Annotated in this window: 17 protein-coding genes; 5 read left to right on the top strand and 12 right to left on the bottom strand. The window is 38.9% G+C overall.

Annotation, left to right across the window (positions count from 1 at the left end):
- Positions 1 to 9: 9 nt before the first annotated feature.
- From ACY2A0_RS10485 to ACY2A0_RS10470, 4 genes are all read right to left on the bottom strand, one after another.
- A complete protein-coding gene (locus ACY2A0_RS10485) occupies positions 10 to 1305 on the bottom strand; it encodes a glycoside hydrolase family 2 TIM barrel-domain containing protein (protein WP_461789405.1) in 1296 nt (431 codons plus the stop codon).
- 70 nt (positions 1306 to 1375) lie between these two features.
- On the bottom strand, positions 1376 to 3067 hold the full coding sequence (locus ACY2A0_RS10480; RefSeq protein ID WP_461789404.1) for a RagB/SusD family nutrient uptake outer membrane protein: 1692 nt from the start codon (positions 3065 to 3067) through the stop codon (positions 1376 to 1378).
- Positions 3068 to 3101: 34 nt separating this feature from the next.
- On the bottom strand, positions 3102 to 6164 hold the full coding sequence (locus tag ACY2A0_RS10475; protein ID WP_461789403.1) for a SusC/RagA family TonB-linked outer membrane protein: 3063 nt from the start codon (positions 6162 to 6164) through the stop codon (positions 3102 to 3104).
- Between the two features lie 33 nt (positions 6165 to 6197).
- Entirely contained in the window at positions 6198 to 7031 is an 834-nt protein-coding gene (locus ACY2A0_RS10470; protein WP_461789402.1) for a PKD domain-containing protein, read from the bottom strand.
- A 392-nt stretch (positions 7032 to 7423) separates the two neighbouring features.
- On the opposite strand from ACY2A0_RS10470, the gene ACY2A0_RS10465 reads away from it, so the two are divergent.
- Positions 7424 to 10315 carry a ligand-binding sensor domain-containing protein gene (locus ACY2A0_RS10465; RefSeq protein WP_461789401.1) on the top strand — a complete coding sequence of 964 codons (2892 nt, stop codon included), beginning with the start codon at positions 7424 to 7426 and terminating at the stop codon, positions 10313 to 10315.
- Here the strand turns inward: ACY2A0_RS10465 and ACY2A0_RS10460 are convergent, their stop codons facing one another.
- On the bottom strand, positions 10316 to 12829 hold the full coding sequence (locus tag ACY2A0_RS10460; protein WP_461789400.1) for a PAS domain-containing protein: 2514 nt from the start codon (positions 12827 to 12829) through the stop codon (positions 10316 to 10318).
- A 63-nt stretch (positions 12830 to 12892) separates the two neighbouring features.
- Entirely contained in the window at positions 12893 to 13258 is a 366-nt protein-coding gene (locus ACY2A0_RS10455) for a response regulator transcription factor (RefSeq protein WP_461789399.1), read from the bottom strand.
- Positions 13259 to 13451: 193 nt separating this feature from the next.
- On the opposite strand from ACY2A0_RS10455, the gene ACY2A0_RS10450 reads away from it, so the two are divergent.
- The 4 genes from ACY2A0_RS10450 (at position 13452) to ACY2A0_RS10435 (ending at position 18473) form a co-directional block, all read left to right on the top strand.
- On the top strand, positions 13452 to 13973 hold the full coding sequence (locus ACY2A0_RS10450) for a hypothetical protein (RefSeq protein ID WP_461789398.1): 522 nt from the start codon (positions 13452 to 13454) through the stop codon (positions 13971 to 13973).
- Between the two features lie 131 nt (positions 13974 to 14104).
- Positions 14105 to 15493 (top strand): LutB/LldF family L-lactate oxidation iron-sulfur protein, encoded by a 1389-nt coding sequence (locus ACY2A0_RS10445; protein WP_461789397.1) that lies wholly within the window; start codon positions 14105 to 14107, stop codon positions 15491 to 15493.
- Between the two features lie 279 nt (positions 15494 to 15772).
- Entirely contained in the window at positions 15773 to 17749 is a 1977-nt protein-coding gene (locus tag ACY2A0_RS10440) for an alpha-ketoacid dehydrogenase subunit alpha/beta (protein ID WP_461789396.1), read from the top strand.
- 427 nt (positions 17750 to 18176) lie between these two features.
- A complete protein-coding gene (locus ACY2A0_RS10435; RefSeq protein ID WP_461789395.1) occupies positions 18177 to 18473 on the top strand; it encodes a helix-turn-helix domain-containing protein in 297 nt (98 codons plus the stop codon).
- On the opposite strand, the gene ACY2A0_RS10430 is transcribed toward ACY2A0_RS10435, so the two are convergent.
- The 6 genes from ACY2A0_RS10430 to gcvH form a co-directional block, all read right to left on the bottom strand.
- Positions 18461 to 19072, bottom strand: a complete 612-nt coding sequence (locus ACY2A0_RS10430; RefSeq protein WP_461789394.1) for a SprT-like domain-containing protein — start codon at positions 19070 to 19072, stop codon at positions 18461 to 18463. The two genes, ACY2A0_RS10435 and ACY2A0_RS10430, sit on opposite strands and share 13 nt — an antisense overlap.
- 60 nt (positions 19073 to 19132) lie before the next feature.
- On the bottom strand, positions 19133 to 21259 hold the full coding sequence (feoB, locus tag ACY2A0_RS10425) for a ferrous iron transport protein B (protein ID WP_461791054.1): 2127 nt from the start codon (positions 21257 to 21259) through the stop codon (positions 19133 to 19135).
- 2 nt (positions 21260 to 21261) lie between these two features.
- Positions 21262 to 21501 carry a FeoA family protein gene (locus tag ACY2A0_RS10420; RefSeq protein WP_113637579.1) on the bottom strand — a complete coding sequence of 80 codons (240 nt, stop codon included), beginning with the start codon at positions 21499 to 21501 and terminating at the stop codon, positions 21262 to 21264.
- Between the two features lie 202 nt (positions 21502 to 21703).
- The gene (locus ACY2A0_RS10415) at positions 21704 to 24499 is read right to left on the bottom strand and encodes an outer membrane beta-barrel family protein (RefSeq protein WP_461789393.1); all 2796 of its coding nucleotides are present in this window, start codon (positions 24497 to 24499) and stop codon (positions 21704 to 21706) included.
- Between the two features lie 262 nt (positions 24500 to 24761).
- Positions 24762 to 25169, bottom strand: coding sequence for a VanZ family protein (locus ACY2A0_RS10410; RefSeq protein WP_461789392.1), 408 nt, complete (start codon positions 25167 to 25169; stop codon positions 24762 to 24764).
- 1 nt (position 25170) lies between these two features.
- Positions 25171 to 25551 (bottom strand): glycine cleavage system protein GcvH, encoded by a 381-nt coding sequence (gene gcvH / locus ACY2A0_RS10405; protein ID WP_461789391.1) that lies wholly within the window; start codon positions 25549 to 25551, stop codon positions 25171 to 25173.
- Positions 25552 to 25553 lie beyond the last annotated feature (2 nt).

Below are 25553 nucleotides of genomic sequence, written 5' to 3'. Positions count from 1 at the left end.
ACGATTGTACTATTTTACAAAGAATGGAATGTTTGCCGTAGCAACTTTATTTTTTACATCCTGAACATATATAAATAAACGATAAGCTCCACTTTTAGCCGGAGAAACGATTTTAATTTTTCCCTCTGCCAAATCAGTATGTTGCAGCTTAAGCGTTTCAGGTTTATCTTCATGATCACCACCCTCACCTACTTTTGTAGCCTCTGGTAATAGTTCCCAACGGTATTTTAACGCTGTTCCATTAGGGCTCATCGCCGTCACTTCTGCTTCGTAATTGGTGTTAGGTTTTAAGTAAACGCTTTGTTGTGCCTGCTTCTTATCCAACACAAACCCATAAATATGAGGTGCTTTATGTTTTGGAAAAGCACCTGTCCACAGGTATTGCATGGCGTCAATCACTTCACTTTCTTCGCCTTTGGCAGTAAACAGACCATACCAAGTTGGTGTACGCTCTTGCTTTTGTCCCCACAAAAACACGTATGAGCCTAAACAACTCGCTTTATCACGTTCGATACCATAGTGGTATCTATTTTTATAAACCGCAGCTTTCTCGCTACTCGTTTCTTCTACGGGCGCATTCCAATCGGTTTGCAAGCCTTCCCAATGACCGGTTGGTCCCCATTCTGTAACTAAATATGCTCCATTCCATCCCGTTGCTTTTACTTTCTCCGGCAATGCGGCTAATTCGCCGTAGGTATTAATAGCAAGCAAATCAATAGCCGTTGTTTTTGCCTTGATATGCTCAATTTCTTTTTTGTTGATCCCTGCAAGCACAGTGGTTGCTAAATGGTTAGGATCTAATTCGTGAATCATTTGGGCGATATCATTTACCGCATCCCAAACTTTTGGATTTTTATAAGATAGGTTAAGCTCATTGCCAATGCCCCAACATAGCAACGCAGGATGATCTTTATACTTCAACACTTCCGCTTTTACCCGCTCAAATTGCTTTTTAACCGCTACTGAGTCATCGTAATTGAAGCCGTGTCTTTCAGGGGTAACGGGTAAACCCATCATTACCGTTAAGCCATTTTTTTGTGCAGAATCTAAGACATCTTTTGCACCATTAGTACTCCAGGTACGTACAGAGTTGCCTCCATATTGTGCCACTTTGTAATAGTAGGAAGTACCTCCAGCCCCTTTCACATAGTATGGTTTGCCACCGCGAAGCAGCTCATAGCCAGTTGCTGTTTTTTTAAGTTCTACTTTTATTGCTTGAGTGGGTTCTATTTTATGGCTTGAGGCTTTTATATTTCCACCAAAACCTAAACATAAAAATAAAACACTGTAGATTATTCGTTGCATGCGATCTGTATATGAGCTTAAAAGATCCTCTTCCTCCAAAAAATGGAAGAAGAGGATGAATGATTTGAAATTATGGGTTAGGCGTTAATTTTCTATTTCTCTCCATCTCAATTTGAGGGATTGGAAATAGGTTATAGCTTTCTTTGTATACTCTGTTTTCAAGCAGGGCACGTCTGTTATAAGTTAACGTTCCGTTAGCATTTTTGATGATGTTCATTCTATAGATTGGACCATTGAAGTAAGTCATACCCAACTTCCAACGACGAACATCATAAACGCGGTGCTCCTCAAAACAAAGCTCTACCCTACGTTCGTTACGGATTTTATCTCTTAATGTTGCTTGAGTAAATGTACGAGGTAAAACCGGTTGTCCCGCTCTTAACCTAACAGCATCTAAAGCATCATAAACCGTTCCATCAGGGCCGCTGAATTCATTTCTAGCTTCGGCATAATTTAACAGCACTTCAGCATAACGCATGTAAATCCAGTCGTTATCACCGCCTTGATAAACAGCATCACTTGTTAAATACTTGTCGTCGATAAATTTACGCAAGCCGTAACCGGTTTTGGTTCTATCCCCATTGGTACGCTCAGCTGCATTTCCATCAGGGAAAACCGATAAATCAGCACTTTGGAAAGTTTCAACGGTAAAGCCTTTGAACTGTGATCCGTTGAAAAGCATCGATCTGTCCAACCTGCTGTCTCTGTTAGCGTAAGGATTTTGCTCATCATAACCAGAACCTGGTTGATCAGGCAACAACCCGTTTTTCATTTCATAACTATCCACTAAGTTTTGTGTAGCGTGGAAAGCACCCCAAGCGCCCCAAGGATTTGGACGAATACTCATGTGCAGCATCCAAGCAGTTTGGTGCGTACGACCCGGACGAGCGAATTTCTTAGCGAAAATTACTTCTTTATTTCCATTTTTGGTCATAAACAACTGGTAGTAATCTGGATACAAAGTGTAAGTTGCCGGTGCTAGTGCCATTACTTGTTGCGCAGCTTTTGCAGCATCATCCCAACGACTTAAAGTGTTATTAGGATTGTTCAACGGACTTGCATAAAACAATAACGTACGAGCTTTCAATGCCAATGCGGCACCTTTAGTTGCTCTGCCTAAATCAGCAGCATCTGGATAGCTAGGAGCTAAAACCGCAGCTGCTTCATCACATTCCTTTACAATAAAGGCTACACATTCTGCATAAGTATTTCTAGGCACTTCTAAATCATCATTAACGCCTTGCTCCACCGTAATTAGAGGCACACCACCAAAAGCTTTTATCAATTCGGCATAAGCAAATGCTCTTAAAAACTTCGTTTCAGCTTTTAAACGAGCTTTAAGTGCGGTATTTGTAGTTGGAACCCCATCAATACGAGCAATTAAGGTGTTCGCTTTTCTTATTAAAGCGTAATTAGCAGCCCACATTTGGGTACCTTCAGAAAATTGAGAGTTCAAATCACCTGCCTGCACTTTATTCATTGGCAAATCATTATGGCCTTCAATGTCATCAGTCATCATATCCAATAACGAAAAACCAGATGCCCAACCTTCAGTCCAGCCAAAGTCACGACGCTCAAAACCACTCAACAGCGATCCATAAATATCGTTTACAAACTGATTGGTGAGCGTGATATCCTGAAAAACTGCTACGTCAGATACGAAATCTATCGGCTTAATATCTAGTAGATCTTTTTTACAAGAGAAAGTTGCTGTCGCAAGCATTAGTGCGCCAATCAACCATTTATGTTTTTTATTAATCATTTCTTTTCTATTTAATTGATTAAATCAAATCCTGTTAAAACTGAATGTTTACACCAAAAGTGTAGGTTTTTTGTTGTGGATAATACCTACCGATACCATTGGTGTTTTCAGGGTCGAGGTTAAGTAAATCAGTAATGGTAAATAAGTTTTGGCCTTGAGCGTAAATTCTCAAGTTTTTAGCTCCGATTTTTTCCAACACTTTATTCTTTAAAGTATAAGCAAACTCAACGTTTTTCAAACGGATATAGCTTGAATTTTGTAACCAGAAGCTGCTCACTAGATAGTTATTACCATTGGTATTTAAGGTTAAGCGTGGTAGCGGAGCATCCGGACGAGCAGGAGTCCAACGATCTAACCACTCTGCATTTACTCGGCCACCGTTATGGAAAGCCCATGCTGCATTTTGAGTTAACAATTGCTGCGATTGTGCTGCACCCTGTAACAAGAAATTCAACTCAAACCCTTTGAAGTTAACACCACCATTGATACCATATAGAATTTGTGGCAATGTACCGTTACCTAAATAAGTGATATCAAAATCATCGATCACGCCATCTGGAGTACCATTTGGACCACTGATATCTTGATATTTGATATCGCCGGGGCCAGTAGAATTTAGGAATGCAGTTGGCTTAGGTGAAGCTGCATAATCTGCGGCATCTCTGAAAATTCCAACAGCCTTGTAACCATAGTACCCCCCATTTGGACGACCAGTAATACGCTTCCCTTCTGGGATATTCGAAGCTTCTGCTGCTTCAATAATTTTATTTTTTGCGTAAGTGAAGTTACCGCCAATAAAGTAAGACCAGTTAGTTGATAACTGCTTGTTGTGGTTTAATACCAATTCCAAACCTTTGTTTTCTACAATACCGATGTTTTCGCTAGGTAGCGCTGCACCAAAGCTTAATGGTACCGACAGTGATCTGGTAGCTAAAATATCTTTACGGCGTTCCTTGAATAAAGTGAAATCAACACTTAACTGATTTTTGAACAATTTAGCTTCAACACCCGCATCCATTTTAATGGAAGTTTCCCAAGTTAAGTTTTCGTTAGCAATAGCACCTGGTGTTAAACCTGTATTTGGCACCCCTCCAAATGGGTAAGCATTTGGCACCAAGTTGTAGCGATTGTAGTAACCAAAACGGCTAGGAATACGATCACTACCTAAAGTACCATACGATGCTTTAAGTTTTAAGAAATCTACAAACTTTACGTTTTGCATGAAGCTTTCTCTAGTGATTAACCAACCGGCAGAAAATGCTGGAAAGTAACCTACTCTTTCTTTTGGAGCAAAGTTTTCTGACTCATCTCGTCTTAAACTTGCTTGGAATAGATATTTGCCGTCGAAATCGTAGTTTAAACGGAAGGCCGCACTTCTTAGCGCAGTTTTACTTTCACCATCACTTAAAACTTCATTTAAAGCTGGACCAAAATTCAAGATTTGTAATGCCGAACTTTCGTAGGAGTTTCTGGCACCGTAAATACCAGTACCTTGATTTTCTTTTTGTAATACTAACGCTAATGCAGAAATACCATGTTTACCAAAGCGTCTGTCGTAGTTGATGTGACCTTGCAACTCTAAACCCTGACCTTCGCCATAACCTTTAGATAAAGATGATTTAGATTGTGCGCTAACAGTGTAAGTACCATCAGCATTACGGATGTACAATGGCACCCATTGATTCCAGATTTTGTTATAGTTAAAGTTCCTGTCGAAAGCCAAAACACCTTTAATAGATAAACCCTCAACTCCCGGAATTTGCTGTACTACTTGAAAATTACTTAAGAAGAAATTAGAAGAATTTCTGTTGTAACCACTTTCTTCGCTAATTAAGGCTAGCGGGTTTGGATAAACACCTGGAGCGGCTAATAAACCATTTGAAAACCTTGCCGGGAAAATCGGCGGGTTACGCATGGTGTGCTCAAAAATGTTATCGATACTTGCTGGTGGAGATTGTTTGTTTTCCATCCTGGCAGATAAATCAATAGAAACCTTTGTAGTTGGCGTAGCTTGGATATCAACATTACTTCTCACATTATACCTGCGATAGTTCAACGAGCTATACAAACCATCTTCATCCAAATAGCCAAATGAGGTGAAGTATTTCGTTTTTTCTGTACCTCCAGATAAAGAAAGGTTATGTTGCATTCTTGGTGCAGTGCCACCTAATACTAAATCCATCCAATTGGTATTTGGATTTACATCAGGATCATTTCCGTTTCTAAACGACTCTAGCCTGTCCAAAGAAAACTCAGGTGTAGCGTTAGGGTTATCATTTAGTTTTGCTTCATTATATAAAACGGCATACTCATAAGAACCTAAAGCATCTGGCAATCTAGTTACTTGAGAAAAACCATAGTTAAATGAATAGTTGGCGCTCAACTGGCCAGCTTTACCTCTTTTTGTTGTTACTAAAACAACACCATTTGCACCTTTTACCCCGAAAATTGCAGCAGAAGAAGCATCTTTCAAGATACTCACACTTTCAATTTCGTTAGGATCCATTTGTCCAAAATCGCGGCCTGAACGAACGATTCCATCAATTACAAACAGAGGTTCCATGGTACCGCCACCAAAGGTAGAGTTACCGCGGATGAAGATTTGAGTTCCATCAGCACCCGGTTCGCCTGATGGCTGTTTAGTAATCACACCAGGTGTACGACCAGCTAAAGCGTTACTTAAATCGCCAACTGGTGTTTGCACCAACTGCTTACTGTTAACGGTAGCTACCGAACCAGTTACGTTGCTTCTTTTTTGGCTACCGAAACCTACAATTACCACATCGTTTAGCGAGTTCGCAGCTTCATCAAGCGTTACGTTAAGGGTTTCTGATTTAGTGATTAAAAATTCTTGAGTGGTCATCCCAATAAAAGAGAAAACCAAAGTAGTTCCCGCTTTAGGTACCGTGATAGCATACTTACCATCAGCAGTGGTAGAAACTCCGTTTGTAGTACCCTTAATTATTATGGATACCCCAGGAATTTCTTTTCCCAGTTTATCTTTTACCGTACCTGATACACTAATATTTTGTGCGAAAGCTTCAGGCAAGGCCAAAGAAAAAACCAGCAATACGATCAATAGTCGAAATCTTTTCATATTTATATTTGGCTTTAATTAATAAAAATGCGGCTACTTTTTAACGAATCTCATTTGGTGTACAACCTCATTTGATTTGCCTGAACGTAAAATCATTTCGTTGGCCGAAATAGAAATGATACGATAATTATTTGACGATACATCAGTTACGCCGATAAATCTATCTGGTGGATTGCCTGGAATAGTAATGGTAGCAATACCAGCACCTTGCACTGTAGTACTGAAAGTAAAAGCTACATCGTAAGATCTATCAGTGCCGCAGTTGTAGTTAGGCGCTACGTTACCGCCGTTAAAGGTTTGTCCATTTGCTTTGTAACTTAACTTGAAAGCATTGTTAGCAAAAGAGAAAGTGTAATCATCATCTATCTGACATCCAGCCAATGCACCACCACCGAAATATTCAGCAGGATTGTTTTCTGTACCTACGGTAATTGGCGCAGCGGAATTTGGATCTAATTTCCATGCGTGTGCCGTAAGTAATTGGTAAGTAGCATTGTTGAGCGTCGGCGTAAAATCGTCCTGATCAACAACAATTGGCTGCGTTGCAATATCGTAACCGCCTTCGCCATAAGCATACAACTTAACATTGTAAGTACCTTTTGAAATAAAATAAGCTTCTGTGGAAGCACCTGCTGATTTCGCACCATCGTTCAAACCGAAATCCCATTGGTAGCGGTAAGCGTTTTGAGAAGTGCTCTCTAACAAGTAAGTGTTTACTTTTCCCTGCACTTTGGTTACCTTGAAAGATGCCTTGGCAGGAGTTCCTAGTTTGCCGGCGTAGTCTTCGTCTTTACAGCCCCAGCTGAAAAAACAGAACAGTGCAACCAGCGTCAGACATTGATGTCTTACAAATGACTTCTTATTCATACAATTTAATTTTGGTTAATTGATACCCGAGTTTACTTCCGTTCGTATTATTGCTGACAAACGGTGCATTTTCCGGATATTCGTTTCACAAATATTGGATTAAAATAAAGTCACGGCCAAAAAAAGCACCTGCACAAAACCACAACAAACATTAAAAAAATTAAAGCATATTCTACACAAAATATTGAAAAACAACAGCATAACACCTCACTTAAGGGGTACTACAAAAATCGCTATCAAATAATTACTCAATTATTTTTGCGTGAAGTTTATTAAAAGATAAAATCTGTATAAATTAGTTGTATAAATAGCTCAAGAGTTGGTCAAGCTACGCCGATTATCTGCCGTGTATTTACTATACAGCCCCACGAAATCTAACAAATATTAAACCGATGAAATCATTTTTTGCAGTTATACTTGTTTTGTTACTGGCTGATGCGAAAGCACAGAACCCGATAGGTATTCCGCAAATTAATGTTTACACCAGCTTAGATTATAAAGGGGGTTCGCAAAATTGGGATATAGACCAAGACAAAAATGGGCTAATTTATTTTGCCAATAATGAAGGGCTTTTAGTGTTCGATGGCCGCAATTGGAAGTTGTATGCCCTGCCACACAAAACGGTAGTTAGGTCTATAAAGATTGCGAAGGACGGCAAAATTTACGTAGGTGCTCAAGATGAATTAGGTTACTTTTTTCCAGACAGCAAGGGCAAACTCATCTATCATTCCATTAGAAATTACTTGCCCAAAAGCGAGCGTAATCTATCGGATGTTTGGGACATTTCAGCCATAGGCGATGACATTTTTTTCCGCTCCACTGGTAAAATATTGCGCTGGTATAATGGCAAATTCACTATACATAAACCTAAATGGCTTTGGGAATTTATGGGTGATTGTGATGGAAAAATCTATGCTCAGGACATTGGAAGAGGCCTAATGGCTTTTGAGCAAAACCAATGGAAGTCAATAGCTTCTCCACAGCAACTACAAAACGACTTTGTTACTTCGGTAATTAAGTACAACGCCGATACCACCCTAATTACCACGTTGAGAAATGGTGCTTTGTTGTACAGTAAAGGGCAACTATCGAAATTCAACATCGAAAATGAACAGCAGCTAAAGCAAAGCAAAATGTATAAAGCAGTTGCCATCAACAACAATTGGCTGGCTGTGGCAACATCGTCAAATGGCTGCTACATTTTAGATAAAAATGGAAAACAAATCCAACATTTTTCTTCACAAGAAGGACTTTATAAAGACAACATCCGTAGCATTTTCATGGATAAAAATGGCAACTTTTGGCTTGGATTGGACGATGGAATCAACTTCATTGCTTTTAATAATGCTATTAAATATATCTATCCTGATAAAGAGAAGCAGACGAGCAGTTATGCTGCTTTGATACACCAAAACAAATTGTACGTAGGTAGTTCAAATGGGGTTTATGCTACACAGTTGCAACCAAATATCGCTGATTTAAGCTATACGAAAAACCGCTTTACCGAAGTTTCAAACACAAGCGGGCAGGTTTGGGATCTTTCCATCCAGAACAACAAAGTATTGGTAGCTCACGAAGATGGAGCCATGGTGGTAGACGGGACAAGCGCAAAAAGAATATATAATGCTTTAGGTACCTGGCTATTTATTAAGCCTTTAGCTAAAGATCCAACTATAATTGCTGGTACTTATTTTGGGCTACATCAAATAAATGAGCAAAACGGATTTTTTAGCGATGGAGGAGTTATTGATGGTATTAATGAATCGTTGAGATTTTTGGTGCCCTACAAAAATATGATTTGGGCATCTCACCCATATCGAGGCATTTTCCGCTTAAAACTATCTGCAGATAGACGAAAAATAGAAGAGACGAAGTTTTACACTGAAAAAAATGGACTGCCCTCTATACTTGGTAATGCTGTGGCAAAAATTAGGGGAAAAGTGGTTGTAGCTACAAAAACTGGAATTTTTGAGTACGATGAAAAAAATGATCGCTTTGTGCCATCGCCATTTTTAAAGCCCATCTTAAAAAACAATGTTTATCATTACTTAAAAGAAGATGCAAAAGGTAACATTTGGTTCATCAGCCATAAAAAGGTTGGTTTAGTTGATTTTCATGGAAAACCCAATGGAAATAACTATAATATTGTACATCTTCCCGAACTGAACTCTTTAGTGGTTGCCGGCTTTGAGCACATCAATCCTTACGACAATCAAAACGTATTTATAGGCGCAAAAAAAGGTCTTATCCATATCAATTACAGCGAGTATAGCAAAAATATTAAACCTGTTAATGTTCACTTGTCATTAGTTAAAACAATTAGTGAAAAGCCAAGCGTTATTTTCGGTGGCTATTTTTTAACCGATGGGAAAATATCAGCTAAACAAAATGAAGAAGAGGAAATTAAATTAGCTAAGAAAAATAATTCTCTACACTTTGAGTTCTCTTCGACACTTTATGAGCAACAAAACAACATTGAGTTCAGTTACCAACTGGAAGGTATTGATAAAGACTGGTCTCCATGGACCGCTAAAAATGAAAAAGACTACACCAATTTACCTTACGGAAACTACGTATTTAAAGTAAAAGCTCGTAATAACCTAGGTAGCGAATCGAGCGTAGCAACCTATGCGTTTTATATAAAACCAGCATGGTACGAAACCATTTGGGTGTATTTACTTTATTTAGTAGCCTTGGTTGCACTTATACGAGCTTTGATAGAGCGACAAAAGAAAATCCACAGGAAAGAGCAAGACAACCTTAAGCATTTACACCAGCTGGAAATTGACAGCAACGAGAAACAAATTGTTGAATTACAGAATGAAAAGCTCGAAACAGAGGTAAATTTCAAGAACAAAGAGCTAGCAGCCATGGGTATGAACTTGCTGCAAAAAAACAAGTTGATTTCGAAAATTAAGGATGAAATTGTAAACATTGGCAAAACTGCACCTAGTGACGGCGACTATAACAGTTATATCCGTAAGGTAACGAGGTTGCTCAATGAAGCCGAAAACGGTGATGCTGATTGGGAACAATTTGCCATGCACTTTGATCATGTGCACTCTAATTTCCTCACCAAGCTCAAACAACGTTTTCCTAACTTGGGTGCTAACGATCTTAAGTTATGTGCTTATTTAAAGATGAACCTATCATCCAAAGAAATTGCACAATTAATGGGCATCAGTGCCAGAGCTATTGAAGTAAGCCGGTATAGGTTAAGAAAGAAAATACAAGTGCCTACGGAGCAAAGCTTATTCGACTATTTAATTGAAGCTACTTCTTAGTTAATCTGCACCCAAAGGCAGCGTAAACCAGAAAGTTGCACCTTCTCCTAGGTTACTTTCCACACCAATTTGTCCGCCGTGAGCTCTGATAATCTCTGCACAAATGAACAAGCCTAATCCCAAACCACTGTAGTTGTGTCCAGAGTGATCTGCCCGCCAATACCTTTCAAAAAGATGTGGTTGCTGTTCCAAAGGAATGCCAGGGCCTGTATCTTTCACGCTAATCTTAGCGAAATCACCTTCAATTTCAGCTGAAAGATAAATTTCCCTGCCGCTTGACGCATATTTCACTGCATTATTAACAAAATTGGTGATAACCTGATCTACTCGGTTTTTATCTGCTAAAAGTTGAATATCTTCACCAGTAACTATCAAGTCATGTTTCCCGTCCATTTTCACGTTCGAACAACAATTCTCTAATAATTCGCGTAGCGATATCACACTCTTATCCAAACTCATTTGGCCTTGGGTAAGCCTGTTGATGTTCAGGAGATTGTCGATCATAGCGGTGAAACGCTCCATATTTTGCAGCGAAGTTTCAATTAACTTTTCTGCCATTGGACTAGCCAATTTTTCCTTAATGCGTCCAAGCATTTGCAGCGAAGCCCTTAAGGTAGTTACAGGGGTTTTCAATTCGTGACTGGCAATGCTCAAGAAATCATCTTTACGTTGATCAAATGCTTTTTGCTCGGTGATATTTGCAGTAAGTCCAATTAACTTGCTCGGCGTGCCATCCTCCTTGTAGCGCACATTTCCCGATGTTTCAATCCAGTGCCTTGAACCATCTGGCCATAATATTTGAAATTCAACTTGGTAAGGCTTCCCACTTTGAATAGAATTTTGCATCTGAGTATCTAGCAATTTCCTATCAGCAGGCGGTACCAAACGCAAAAATTCGTCTAAACTTAATTCCTCTGCGTTTTCAAGCGCTAAATCTTTACGGCAATTGGCATTACATCTTACTGTATCTGTGGCCAAATCCAATTCATAAGCGCCCAGCTTACTTACTTCCAAAGCAAAATTAAGTTGTTCAAAGGCTTCTTCAATTTGTTGATTAGCCTTCACTTGATCGGTTACTTCGTTGGCAACAACCAATATAGAATGCGTTTTTCCATCTTGGCCAACCAAAGGCTTGTAGGTAAAATTAAAATACAGTTCTAGCAATTCATCACCATGTTTAAGTACGGCTTTTACCCCTTTACCTAAATGACTTTGCCCCGAAGTAAACACATCATCAAGTAGTGCCAAAAATGGCTGTCCCTTCAACTCTGGAAGTGCTTCAGCTAAAGGCTTGCCAATAACTTCCGACGTTTTTCCCCACAGCCTTAAAATCTCTGGATTTGCCGTGTCAATGATCAAATCTCTACCAGCTAACAAAGCAATTGGTGCTGGTGAATCCTCAAACATGGCAAAAACCTTTTTTAAAGATTGGTTAAGCTCTACGTTTTTATTGGTGAGCAAAGTATTTGCCTCGGTGAGCAACTCTGTTAAAGCCTTAACCTCTTCGTTAGAGGCCTGCAATTCTTCGTTGGTTACCGCAAACTCCTCATTAAGTGCATTTAGCTCTTCGTTGGTAGCCTGATATTCTTCATTGGAAACTTCTAGCGCCTCTACCAGTTCCTGTAACTTTTGTTTGCCTTGTTCAAGCTCTTTCCTGATGTTAACAATGTCGGTAATTTCTACTACCGTTGCCATTACGGCTTCTATTTCTCCGTTTGCATTAAACAAAGGTTCATAAGCAAAGTTGACATAGATTTTTCTAGTAACACCATATATATCACTGATATCAACACCGATTTCAGAAATTTTAATAGGTTCCCCATCGTTAAGTACTTTAGTAAGCATATCGGGAAAAGGTTGACCTATTAATTCTGGAAAAACGTCGAGCAAGCGCATGCCCTCAACCTGCGCTCTGTTTCTTCCCCATATCCTTAACATGTGATTGTTAGGCATTTCAATAATGAAATCTTTGCCCCGCAGCAAAGTTAAGCCAACTGGAGACGACATGATCAGCTGCTTCATGCGATAATCACTTGCAGACAACAATCTATTGGCTTCTTCATACCGCTCATTTGCAATCACTTCTCTGTCGCGGTTCTCCTTAATTTCCTGTTGATGCGCTATTCTCTCGCTAACATCAGTGGCCGTATTTAAAATCCACTGAGTTTGTCCATGTTCATCAAGTATTGCTCTATAAGCGTAGTCGAAATATCGTGTAACTATTCCACCACTTGACGCAAGGTTGGCAGGCGCACTTTGAGCCTCGTAGGTTTTACCAGTTTTCCAAACTTGCTTTAATAAATGTTCAAATGGTTGACCTTCCAATTCAGGTATGGCTTTGGCAATGGGCTGCCCTATCACCTCGGGACCTTTGCCCCAAAAATTCAGCATTGCATCATTAGCAAAGCGGATAATAATATCATCTCCCTGATAAATTGCTGCTGCTTCATTAACATGCATTAGCACATTTAACAGCTCATTAGGCTCTGGCGCACTGATTCGTTTTTCGGTCATCTAAAAGACTTTGACTATCCAAATATACACAAAGAGGCTCTAGATAATTATTTTAATAAGATTTTAAGCTGAAATTCGGCCCAATTTATTTACAAAGTCGAAGATATCGAAGGGTTTAGCAATGAAATCATCTGCAGAACAAAGTGTGCTAATATCTGATAATGCTCTATTGGCAGACATCATCATGATGGGAACTCGACCTATTGCGGGATTTCTTCTAACAATGTTGCATAGTTCAACGCCATTGCCATCTGGCAACATAATATCTAGCACTAAAATATCTATATTTGGGTTGGGTTCGCCAATAGCGTCCAAAAAACTTTGGGCGTTTTCAAATAATCTAACTGAATAGCCCTCTTCGTGCAAAAGCAAACTAATAATTTCTCCAATCCCCAAGTCGTCTTCAACGACCCAAACTGTTTTTTTCATCAAAAATAAGCAATGAATAAGTAATACAAATTACCTCATTTTTTGTTTTTCGCAATATGCCATTATTTTTAAAATCTTAAAAATTTATGTACAAAAAAGGTAGTTTTATTGATATACGTAAAGGATGAAATTATGGCTTTTTAAAACGCCAACTGCCGTCATTTTTTTAATGGCAGAGTATTACTTTTGCAAAATGAATAGAAAAATCGGTCTACTACTGTTCGCTATACTCATTGGATTTATAGCATTAGCTCAACAACAATCTGATGTATTACAAAAGCAACCAAATTTTTTAAGGGCTCGATTAAAACATAATGATCCGCTATTTATCGAAGATGTAAAGGTGCTGAAGCAATTTGTTGAATTTGACAGCATAGATGTCGAAATTTTAAAGCCTCAATTGTTATATACCATCATTAGCGAAACTAAACCAGACACCCTTATTACGTATCATACGCTGATTGCCGCAATCAACTCCTTTAAGCAAGGCATAGGTTACGTAGAATTTAGGAAAGGAATTATACTTTATCGAGAAATGGCAAGTTTAAAAGTAAATCCCAAAAACTGGGAAAAAGACCAATTACTTTTTAGAAAATTGGGTTTCACTGAAGCAGATTTAGAAGATTTTCTTTTATTTATAGCTAAACCTGAAAATGCTAACCTAAATTATAAGCAAGCATATTTAGCCTACATGAAAGAAATTGACAGCCTATAACAAAAAAAGCTATTCATTCCGTAATAAATTGTTTGTAAATCTTCAAATTCTCATCACCGAATCAATAATTATATCAACATTAGGCCGTTAAATTTTAAAGCCCTACCCTATTTGCATATATTTGAAAACTTATGAGCGTTGCCGACGATTTTTTAGTTAAAGCCGATGAAAAGGCTTTTGATATTTCACATCGCAATACCATCAATTACAACATTGGGAAGTATAATGTTGCGGTGAATCGTGGGCTAGCGAAATTTGAAAATTTAGAGGCTTCAAAACGCAAAGCCCATGTGCTTAAATGGCGGGTAATGGAAAATTTGGACAAGCTTTTACCCGAGTTTGAATCTAATTTCCAAAAGCGAGGAGGCAAAGTAATTTGGGCCAATGATGCTGCTGAAGCACAAAAAGAAATCCTACAAATCATACAACGAGTTGGTGGCAAGAGCGTCATCAAATCTAAATCGATGACCACAGAGGAAATTCATTTGAACGAGTTTTTGGATGAACACGGTGTGCAGTCTCTTGAAAGTGATTTAGGAGAATACATTGTACAGTTGCTGGGGCAGGCACCTTATCACATCGTAACTCCTGCCATGCACCTCAGCAAGGAAGATATTGCTAAACTTTTCAACGAAAAATTTGGCACTCCAACTGACGCCACCCCTGAACAGCTTACGCAAAAGGCTAGAGAATTACTAAGAGACAAATACTTAACTGCGGATATTGGGATAACTGGTGGTAATTTTTTAATCGCCGACACTGGTAGCATTGCGTTAACCGAAAACGAAGGAAACGCTAGGTTAACAACTACATTTCCAAAAATACACATTGCCGTTGTAGGCATAGAAAAAATCATTCCTTCCATCGCTGATTTAGATTTATTTTGGCCTTTACTAGCTAGTCACGGCACAGGGCAAAACTTGACGGTTTACAATACGATTTTAAGCGGCCCACGCCAAGCGAATGAAACTGACGGACCGGAGGAAATGTATGTAATCCTGTTGGATAACGGACGTACTAACCTACTTGCTCAAAAAGATCAACGCCAAGCTCTATATTGCATCCGTTGTGGTGCGTGTTTAAATGCCTGTCCCGTTTACAAAAATATTGGAGGGCATACTTATAGCACTACTTATAGTGGGCCAATTGGTTCCATCATAACGCCACATTTTAAAGGCATGAAAGAGTTTAAGCACTTAAGTTACGCTTCTAGCCTATGCGGGAAATGCTCGGAAGTTTGCCCAGTTAAAATTGACATCCATAAGATGCTGCTGCTCAACCGCAGAGACGCTGTAACGGCTAATGAAAACACAGCGACCGAAAATTTAGGATGGAAGCTGTGGAAAAAAGGAATGAAAAAACGTTCATTTATGGATTTTTTTGGTGGTAAAGTGAAAAACTTCGTCCTCAAAACTTTCTTCAAAAAAGGTTGGGGAAAATATCGTAACATGCCCGAAATTGCTTCCAAATCATTTGCTAAACGCTGGGAAGAGCACCAGAACAAAAAAGACTTGGATTAGATTCGGATACCGTTTTACGACGCCACTTCCCGCTCCGATGGTCCAGAGGAGCAGGCTCTACTGACATCAGGTTAAACGCTTTCCATCATTCAAAATCAGGCGCTTTAAAGTCTTGAATAAATTCAATGATACGACTTGGAAAGTTTCACACGTCTATTCGAAATTTCATAACTACAAATTAGTTAAGCTTAAAAAAGCAGCGGTTTTCTTTGACCCTTTCGCGGTTAATTATAAATTCGTAAACTAATAAATATCAGGTATAAAATATTAACTTACCAAATGCAGTTTAACCGCCAACAAAAATCCGATTCAGAGCTATTAGCTATTTACAAGCGTTTACTTTTTCCAAGATTGGTAGAAGAGAAAATGTTGATCCTGCTAAGGCAAGGTCGGATTGGGAAGTGGTTTTCGGGAATTGGACAGGAAGCAATTGCAGTTGGCAGTACCCTAGCCATGCAAAGCGACGAGTACATTTTACCAATGCACAGAAACTTAGGTGTTTTTACCACAAGGGATATCCCGTTAAAGAAATTGATGGCGCAATGGCAAGGAAAAATTACTGGATTTACAAAAGGACGTGATCGTTCGTTTCACTTTGGAACGCAGGACTATAAAATTATCGGAATGATATCACACCTTGGTCCGCAAATGGCTCTTGCTGATGGTATTGCGCTAGCAGATTTGATTGCAGAAAAACAAAAAGCGACACTGGTTTTTACAGGTGAAGGAGCAACCAGCGAAGGGGATTTTCACGAAGCCATTAACGTTGCAGCGGTTTGGAATCTACCTGTCATCTTTTTAATTGAAAACAATGGTTATGGCCTTTCGACACCTACGAATGAACAATATAGATGCAAAAATTTAATTGACAGAGCCATTGGCTATGGCATCGAAGGAGTGCAACTGGATGGCAATAACGTACTGGAAGTTTACGATAAATTAAGCGCCCTAACTAAAGATATTCGCCGTAATCCACGGCCAGTTTTAGTTGAGTGCTTAACGTTTAGAATGCGTGGCCACGAGGAAGCGTCTGGAACTAAATATGTGCCGCCACATTTGTTCGAAGAATGGGCCGCAAAAGATCCATTAAAAAATTTCGAAAGTTTCTTATTACAAGAAGGGATTTTAAGCGAAAGCATTATTGGAGAACTAAAGAATACCTACAAAAAACAAATAGATCAAGAGGTAGAACTGGCTTTTAACGAACCAGAGCCAGCGGCAAATAGTGCCGTTGAACTTAACGATATGTTTTTTCCCTATCACGCTAAGCCGATTGAACCTTCTGAGCAAACTTCGGAAAAGCGCTACATAGATGCCATTAGTGATGGTTTGAAAGAGGGTATGCTGCGCCATCATAACTTGGTATTAATGGGACAAGATATTGCAGAATATGGAGGTGCCTTTAAAATTACGGATGGCTTTGTGGCTAAATTCGGGAAAGCACGTGTACGCAATACACCCATCTGCGAATCTGCTATTGTGGGGGCTGGCTTAGGCCTTTCAATTAATGGTTATAAAGCTGTAGTTGAAATGCAATTCGCGGATTTTGTAAGCGTTGGCTTCAATCAAATCGTTAATAATTTAGCTAAAACCCACTACCGTTGGGGTGAAAAAGCAGATGTAGTGGTTCGCATGCCAACAGGTGCGGGCACAGGTGCAGGCCCTTTCCACTCTCAAAGCAACGAAGCTTGGTTTACTAAAACTCCTGGCCTAAAAATCGTTTATCCAGCTTTCCCTTTTGATGCCAAAGGTTTGCTTTTGGCCGCAATTGATGACCCCAATCCGGTAATTTACTTTGAGCACAAATACCTTTACCGCAGTTTAAGCGGCCAGGTACCAGCAGGTTATTACACTATCGAAATAGGAAAGGCTAATGTTTTAAAACGTGGAAAACACCTCAGCATTATCACTTATGGTTTAGGCGTTCACTGGGCCTTAGAATACCTTAGCCAACGTCCAGAAATTGATGCTACTGTGGTTGACCTGGTAAGCTTGCAACCTTGGGATAAGGAAGCAGTAATGGATGCGGTAAAATATACTGGAAGGGTTCTTATTTTACATGAAGATACGTTAACCAACGGTTTCGGTGCCGAAATAGCTGCTTGGATCGGAGAACACTGTTTCAATTATCTGGATGCTCCTGTAATGCGTTGTGCTAGCTTAGATACTGCAATTCCGATGAGCAAAATTTTAGAGGATGACTTCCTTGCAAAAACTCGGTTATCCGAGGCCATCAATCATTTAATCCAATACTAATTAACTTAAAGTTTCAAGTACTTAGGCGAGCTTGAACTCGCCTATAGTGCCTGCAAGTTTCCTGTAAACTTAGAAACACATACAGTGAAAATTCATTATTTTGTATCGTTGATTTTAGGAATAGCCGATAGCTTTAAATTCCAGTTTATACAGCCAACAAAATATTTACCGTATGTACACGTTAAATATCTACACTAAGTAATGAAATTAAAAAATTAGCTGATGCTACTGGTAATAACAAGAGAGAGCGTTAAACCAGATGATGGGGCTAATTCGAGCGTTTCATTTTTAGATGACGGACGTTTTAATGTGTTGCCATAAAAATATTCATTTAACACATACAAGTGAAAAATGTGACGTTTTTGCACATTTTATCACTTACGGAAGTCGTATCTTTAGTTGATTTTACTTATTAGGTAACGCTTTTATGAATGTTGGTAAAATTTTAAAGTACTTGCGCAAGCAAAAGGGAGTAACTCAGTTCCAAATTTCCAATTTTTTGAATATGGACCGCACTGCCTATTCCAAATTAGAAAGAAATCAAACCATGTTGAAAATAGATACAGCTAAGCTAATTGCGGTTTACTATGGGTTTGAGCTACACTATCTTATCTTGTGCATAGAGTATGAACACTACCTGCACAACCCAACCACTATCAGATTGATTAAGGCGCAAAAATCGAAAGAAGAAAATTTCGGAAAGCAAGTGGCCTATTCGGCATAAACTTCTGCTAAAGGGTTAAATAAGTAAATTTTACCATTATCTAAGCACGTACATCGGTAACGCTTTCTAACTCTCTCCGCCTTCTGAAAACGACGACCGTCCTTTAACATAAAGATAGCCGATGTCGGCAACTGCTCCACATGAATAGTGGCCTCTTTTAAATCGTATTTTTTTAATGCCCTGGCCAAACGCAAATCGGTACAGCTTGATGCGGCAGGATTATTTAAATAAGTAGCTATGCTTTCACTTACGTCAGCAGGAAATACGTTCAAATCAAAAAAAGGCCTCATCATCCTTTTAAAATTCGCTTTCCACTCCGTACCGTGAGGTTTAACTTTATTTTTATGCTCATTCCACGTGAGCAAATGGGCAAACTCATGTACCGTAGTTACCAAAAAAGCGTAAGGATTTAAATCGTTATTAACCGAAATCTTGTGCCCGTCTCCTTTAAATGGATGCCGATAATCTCCCAGCTTTGTAGTTCTGTTCTTTGATATCTTAAATTCACACTGGAAATAATCTATCCATTTTGCAATTACCGGCGCAGCTGGGGCTGGCATGTATTGGGCTAAAACGGAAGCTTTATCAGTTGAAGACATAGCTAAAATTAAGCATTAAGATTTACAATTTGACCACTGGGCCTAACAGGACTATCTATTTTACTTCAAAAGTTGATAGGCAATTAGCGCTGCAACATAAGCCATTGTGGTCATATACACCAACTGAATAACTGGCCATTTCCACGATTTTGTTTCCCTGTAAACAATTGCAACCGTACTCATACATTGCATTGCAAATGCATAAAATAGCATCAACGACATTGCGGTAGCAAAAGTGAAGACAGGCAAGCCAGTTTGCGGATCTTTTGAAGCAGCAATCTTATCTCTTAATCGTAATTCGCCCTGCTCTCCATCGGCACTTTCTACGCTATAAATTGTAGCCATGGTACCAACAAAAGCTTCACGGGCAGCAAAAGAGGTAATTAGTGCGATGCCTATTTTCCAATCGTAACCTAAGGGTTTAATTGCTGGTTCTATAGATTTTCCTAAAATACCAGCGTAAGAATTTTCAAGTTTCTCCGCAGATTTATCCCGCTCTAAGGAAGCCAGCTGTACGCTATCTGTCGACTTCGCTTCAATTTCGGCATACTTCGTTTCTATTGCTTCAAATCGGTCGCTCGGACCATAAGTTGACATTACCCAAAGCACGATAGATATGGCAATAATTACCTTACCTGCCTCGAACACGAAAGTCTTAGACTTTTCGTACATGGTAAGCAATACGTTTTTCCAACGCGGCATGCGGTAAACCGGCAGTTCCATGATGAAGTAAGAACGCTCCTTAGCCTTAATGATAAACTTAAATACCAAGGCTACTAAAATAGCCGCTAAAATACTAATAAGGTACATCGCCATTAAAGCAAGTCCTTGCATATTGAAAATACCCCAAACGTTTTGGTTGGGCACTACCAAGGAAATCAAAAGCGCATACACTGGCAAGCGGGCTGAACAACTTACCAATGGCGTAACCATAATGGTGATGATGCGATCCTTCCAATTTTCAATGTTACGAGCACTCATGATAGAGGGCACCGCACACGCAATACCTCCAATAAGTGGCACCACAGATTTACCACTTAATCCAAAGCGGCGCATGATTTTATCCATTAGGAAAGTTACTCTGGCCATATAACCTGTATCTTCCAAAATGGATATTAGTGCGAAAAGAATGGCAATTTGAGGGATAAATATCACGATGCCACCCAAGCCAGCAACTACTCCGTCCAATAGCAAATCTGTTAGCACACCTGCGGGCAAATATTCGTGTCCCCAAGTGGTAAGCCATGCGAAACCGCCTTCAATTAAATCCATTGGCACTGATGACCAAGAGAAAATGGCGTTAAAAATAAAGAACAGAATAAAAAAGAAGATGATGAAGCCCCAAACTTTATGTGTTAAAATAGAATCTATTTTATCCGTTAGGGCAAATTTCTTTTCCGCTCCCAAATCAACCACTACCTCATTCAAAATTTTACTTAAATGGCGATATCTGGCTACTGTTTCTTCGCCTTGAAGTTTTACACTATCAAAGTCATTAGTAACTTCAATAGTTTCTATGTCCTCTTGCTGCTGTTTAGATAAAAAAGTAAGTGTTTCATGCTGGTGCAATACCTGCAAAGCATAATAATCACTCACATCACCTAGCTTTTCTTTAATGGCATCAACTGCAGCGGGAGCATAATTCCTAGCATTGATGGTTGTATTTTGAGTGGCAATTAGCGTAGTATGTGCCATTGCCTTCTTCAAGGTATCAATTCCTGAAAGCTTTCTGGCTGATATGGTAACTACCTGAACGCCTAAACGCTCTGCCAGCTTATTAACATTTACGCTAATCCCTTCCTTCTTTGCTAAATCGGCCATATTGAGCACCAAAAGCATTGGAATGCCCAAATCAGCTACCTGAGAGAACAGCAATAAATTACGACGTAGATTTGTAGCATCTGCTACTAGAATAATAATATCTGGGTGGCTGGGATTGGTTTTATCAGCAAGCACCTGAAAAACGATACTCTCATCTTTACTTTTTGGGTAAAGACTGTAGGTGCCTGGCAAGTCTATAATTTCGGCACTTACCCCTGAAGATAGCTTGCAAAAACCAGTTTTCTTATCAACGGTAATTCCCGGGAAGTTACCAACTTTTTGATTTAGCCCCGTTAAAAGGTTAAATAATGTAGATTTTCCAGTATTCGGATTCCCGACTAAAGCAACTTTTAAATTTGCCAAAATAACTATTCAATTATGATTACCGCAGCTTCTGCCTTCCGTAAGCAAAGCTGATATCCCGCCACACGTATAGCGATAGGATCGCCAAATGGGGCATATCTTTCTACCTCTACTACTTCGCCTGGCAAGCAGCCCATTTCCATCAATTTTACCGCCATTTGTGCATCAGTAAAAGAAACGATGGTTCCTTTTTGCCCCGGGTTTAACTGCGAAAGTTTTAAATCATCTACTAATTGAGCATTCATATATATCGCCCTTAAATTTGGCGCAAGTTAAGGCTTATTTAAATCAAATCCAAATAAGAAGTAGCTACAATTGTTGAAAAATGATAAAATTCAAAAAAGCGATAAGACGAGAAAAGGGCTGATTTTTCAGTGATACCTATTTTCCATTATTCAGAAAAATAGGCTACTTCAAATCAGCCCTTTTTATATCAAATACCTAGTGCTACATGCCTCCAGGTCGGCCCATTCTGAACCCGCCTTGTTGGCCTTGTCTTCCCTGTGTTTGCATACCTGCAATGGTACTTAACGAGTAGGTGAATGAGAACATAAAGTAACGCCTAAGTACATTAAAGTTTTGATCCGTAATTGCATTAGCATTTGCTGTACGGGTTATACCGATGCTTTCATTAAATAAATCGTACACCGAAAGTTTGAATGTTCCTTTATTTTTAAAGAATTGGCGACTGATATAACCGTTCACTTGAGTGAATGAAGTGTTATAGTCAGCTCCTCTTCCAGTAAATCTCGTATGCGTTACATCCGTTTGCAAGCGGATATTCCCTGGAAATAGATAACTAATATCTATGTTAGGTGCTAAAGTATAAAAATTAGTAGTTTGTCCTATAGTGTAAGTAGCATGATCCCATCGTCCAGAAACGCCAGCAATTAAATCCAATTTATCCATGTTGGACACTAATTTATAGCCGTTTCTAACGCCAATATTTTTACTTACATTTTCGATCCCATCTGACGTGATGTTGGTTCCCTTGCTAGTAGACAAGCCTCCGTCTATTTGTAAATTTAGTTTATTGCCTTTGATGATAGGTAAGCCTAAGCTACCGAAAACATTTGCATTGTAATTGCCGTCTACATTTACAACCTTATTTTCAATTTTACCTATATTTTCACCTGAAGTAATTTCTCGTTGTTGATTACCAAAATCATTAAAAGTTTGGGTAATTACCGCTCCTACAAATAATGTGCGATAGCTAGCAAAATCAAAGTTGTTATAAAATACCCTTAAGTTATTCGAAAACGACGGTTTTAAATCTGGATTACCAAGCGGTACGCTTATGTTATTTGTATTGTCAATAATCGGCTGAATCTGATCAATACTTGGCTGATTGGTACGTCCGTTATAATCTAACCTTAAGCGTTTAGTGTTGCTGAAATTATATCTGAACTGCGCTGTAGGCGTAATGTTAATGAAGTTCTGTTTAAATAAGGCATCAGTAGACAGGTTGTAATTTTTACGATTAGTTAACTGACCAGCTACACCAACATTCCAGTTGTATTTCTTTTCGTTTTTATTCAAACTGAATCCTAAAGCATTGGTCCACGTAGTATTTTCAAAATTATTGCTGAAACGTGTGTTAATCACATCATATTGCTGCGTTAAAACATTAAAATCATACACTCTCCTATCTCTATTATCGTAGATATAGCCATTTTGTAAATTGAACTCCATACTCAACGTTTTCGATAACGGCTCGGTATATACTAAACGGGCAGTATTGTTAAACGAGCTTACGTTATTGTCGTTAAGCTGATTTAAATTTTGGCTTTTAATAACCGCCCCACCTGGAGCTGTTAGCGTTTCTGGATTTTTATTATATGTGTCTGCATCGCTATCATTAATATTTGTAGCAACATTTAACGAAAGCGTACGACCACGACGAAGAAACTTCCTTCTTAATAATAAGTTGTTATTAACTGAAGGTGACGTTGAGCTGCTGATCAAACTTTGAGAACCTACTGCATTACCAGCCAAACCATTTCTAATATAGTTACTCATGCTGTTGCCACTATTATCTGTATAGCTGATGTTTGGCTGAATCCTGATCGATGTAGCGGAATCTAATTTGGTATCAACCATAAAATTTAAACGGTGATTTAAGCGGTCGGTAGTACTTTCCAAATCACTGCTACTATTAACTGTGTTATTGCTAATGAAGTTCTGTGTAACGCTATTATTTGTATTGAACAATGACGTTTTATTGAAGAAGTAACTAGCATTAAACTGTGTGCCATCATCATAAGTATCGGCGAAGTTTACACCAGCTGCATTTGTAGTAGTAATTCCAGCTTGAGGCTGTCCATTATTTCCACCGCCAAACATCATTCCACGGCCACCGCCACCGCCGCCAATACCGCCACCAAAGTTTTGCTTGTTAATGTTATTAAACTGTCCAATTAATGATAACTGCTGCGCCTTGTCAAATCGGTTAACGTTGATATTTACATCGTAACGATCATCAGTACCATAACCTACTGTATTATTACCAATGTAGCCTTTGTTTTTAACGCCATTTTTGGTAACGATATTTAATATTTTTTCGCGGTTACCGTCATCAACGCCTGAGAACTTTGATTGCTCAGACATATCGTCGATGATTTGAATTTTATCTACCATATCCGCTGGTAAATTTCTGGTTGCTAATAAAGGATCGTTACCCATAAAATCCTTGCCATCAACTTTCACTCGTTTGATGGTTTCGCCTTGTGTAGTTACCGTACCATCTTTGGAAACTTCAACGCCCGGAACCTTTTTTAACAGGTCTTCCACTACTGAGTTTTCCTTCACCTTTAATGTTGACGCGTTGATCTCAAGTGTATCTTTCTTAACAACCACAGGTGGTGTTTCGCCTTTAATTTCAACACCTTTAAGCGTAACACCTGTATCTTCCATTAAAAGTTCACCAAAATTGATACTTGGCTTCGCAGCAGTAAGTTCAAAATCTTTATTAATGGTTTTCAAGCCAAGAAATACAACGTATAAGCGATATTTTCCAGCTGCGATATTGGGTATTGAAAAATTGCCGCTGGCGCTAGTGGAAGTTGATCCCACAACTGCAGAGTCAGCCGTTAATCTCTTGATAGCAATGGATGCATAATCAACAGGCTGTTTATCTTTTTGATTAAGTACTTTACCGCTTACAGTGCCCTGCGCCTGCGCAAAAGCGAAGTTGGCCAACCACAGTAAACCAACAAAAATCAATTTTTGTAAATGTTTATTCATTTGTGTTTTTATGTTTTTTGAATTACCTATCAGACTTTTTATAGGCACAAAGGTTTGTTAAGAAATGTTAAAAGTCCAGTAACATTTTAAATACAACTAACTTTATCGTTACAATCAAAATAAATGGGAAAAAAACGAGTGTAAATCTAGCTTCTATTTAACTCATTTATAGCGAGAATGGGGTATTTTTGGACATTTACAGCTAGGTTTAAAGATGCTGCAAGATGACAGGAAAATACTTAGTAAAAAAAATACTACCAATTTAAACCTTAGCTTCTTCATAGTTAGAAAGATGTAACAGCACATAACTAAATACCCCCATAAAGCATCCAATCATATCACAAAAAAAATCCCACCATTCTGCAGATCTATAGGTGAATATTTTCCATTGCACCAATTCTATGCCGCCACCAATCACCGCTGAAATTAAGATGATCTTAAAGATGGTTAATGACCTGAAATGATAGCTGTGTTGGTATTTTATTTTTCCGTAAAATAGTAGGATAGTGAGAACGTAGAAGAAACCTAGATGCGCCAGCTTATCAAAACCTGTGAAGAAAAAATCACTTTTACTTCCAGCGTCAGATAAATCGAGATTACAAAGCACCAAAATAACAATGGTCCACAAGATAGCCCAACGCTGATATTTTAGTGCTTTAATCAATGACATCTTATGCGCCTACAAGAGCTTTGTACTCGTCGGAGCTTAATAAACCTTCTACCTCAGCGGCATCAGTTAATGATACTTTTACCATCCAACCTTCTCCGTAAGGGTCGCTGTTTACTAACTCAGGATTATCGTTCAAAGCTGCATTGAATTCAGTTACGGTACCTGTTACTGGCATAAATAAATCCGAAACAGTTTTAACGGCCTCCACTGTACCAAAAACCTCTTCTTTACTCACTTCTGAGCCAACTGTGTTGATATCAATATAAACGATATCACCTAACTCACGCTGAGCGAAATCGGTAATACCAATAGTAGCTTCATTTCCTGATACTGATACCCATTCGTGGTCTTTAGTGTACTTTAATTCTGATGGAAAGTTCATTT

Origin of the sequence: Pedobacter sp. (genome assembly GCF_965249885.1) — a bacterium.
In the GTDB taxonomy this organism is placed as follows: Bacteria; Bacteroidota; Bacteroidia; order Sphingobacteriales; family Sphingobacteriaceae; genus Pedobacter.
This window is presented reverse-complemented; position numbering and strand designations above follow the sequence as displayed.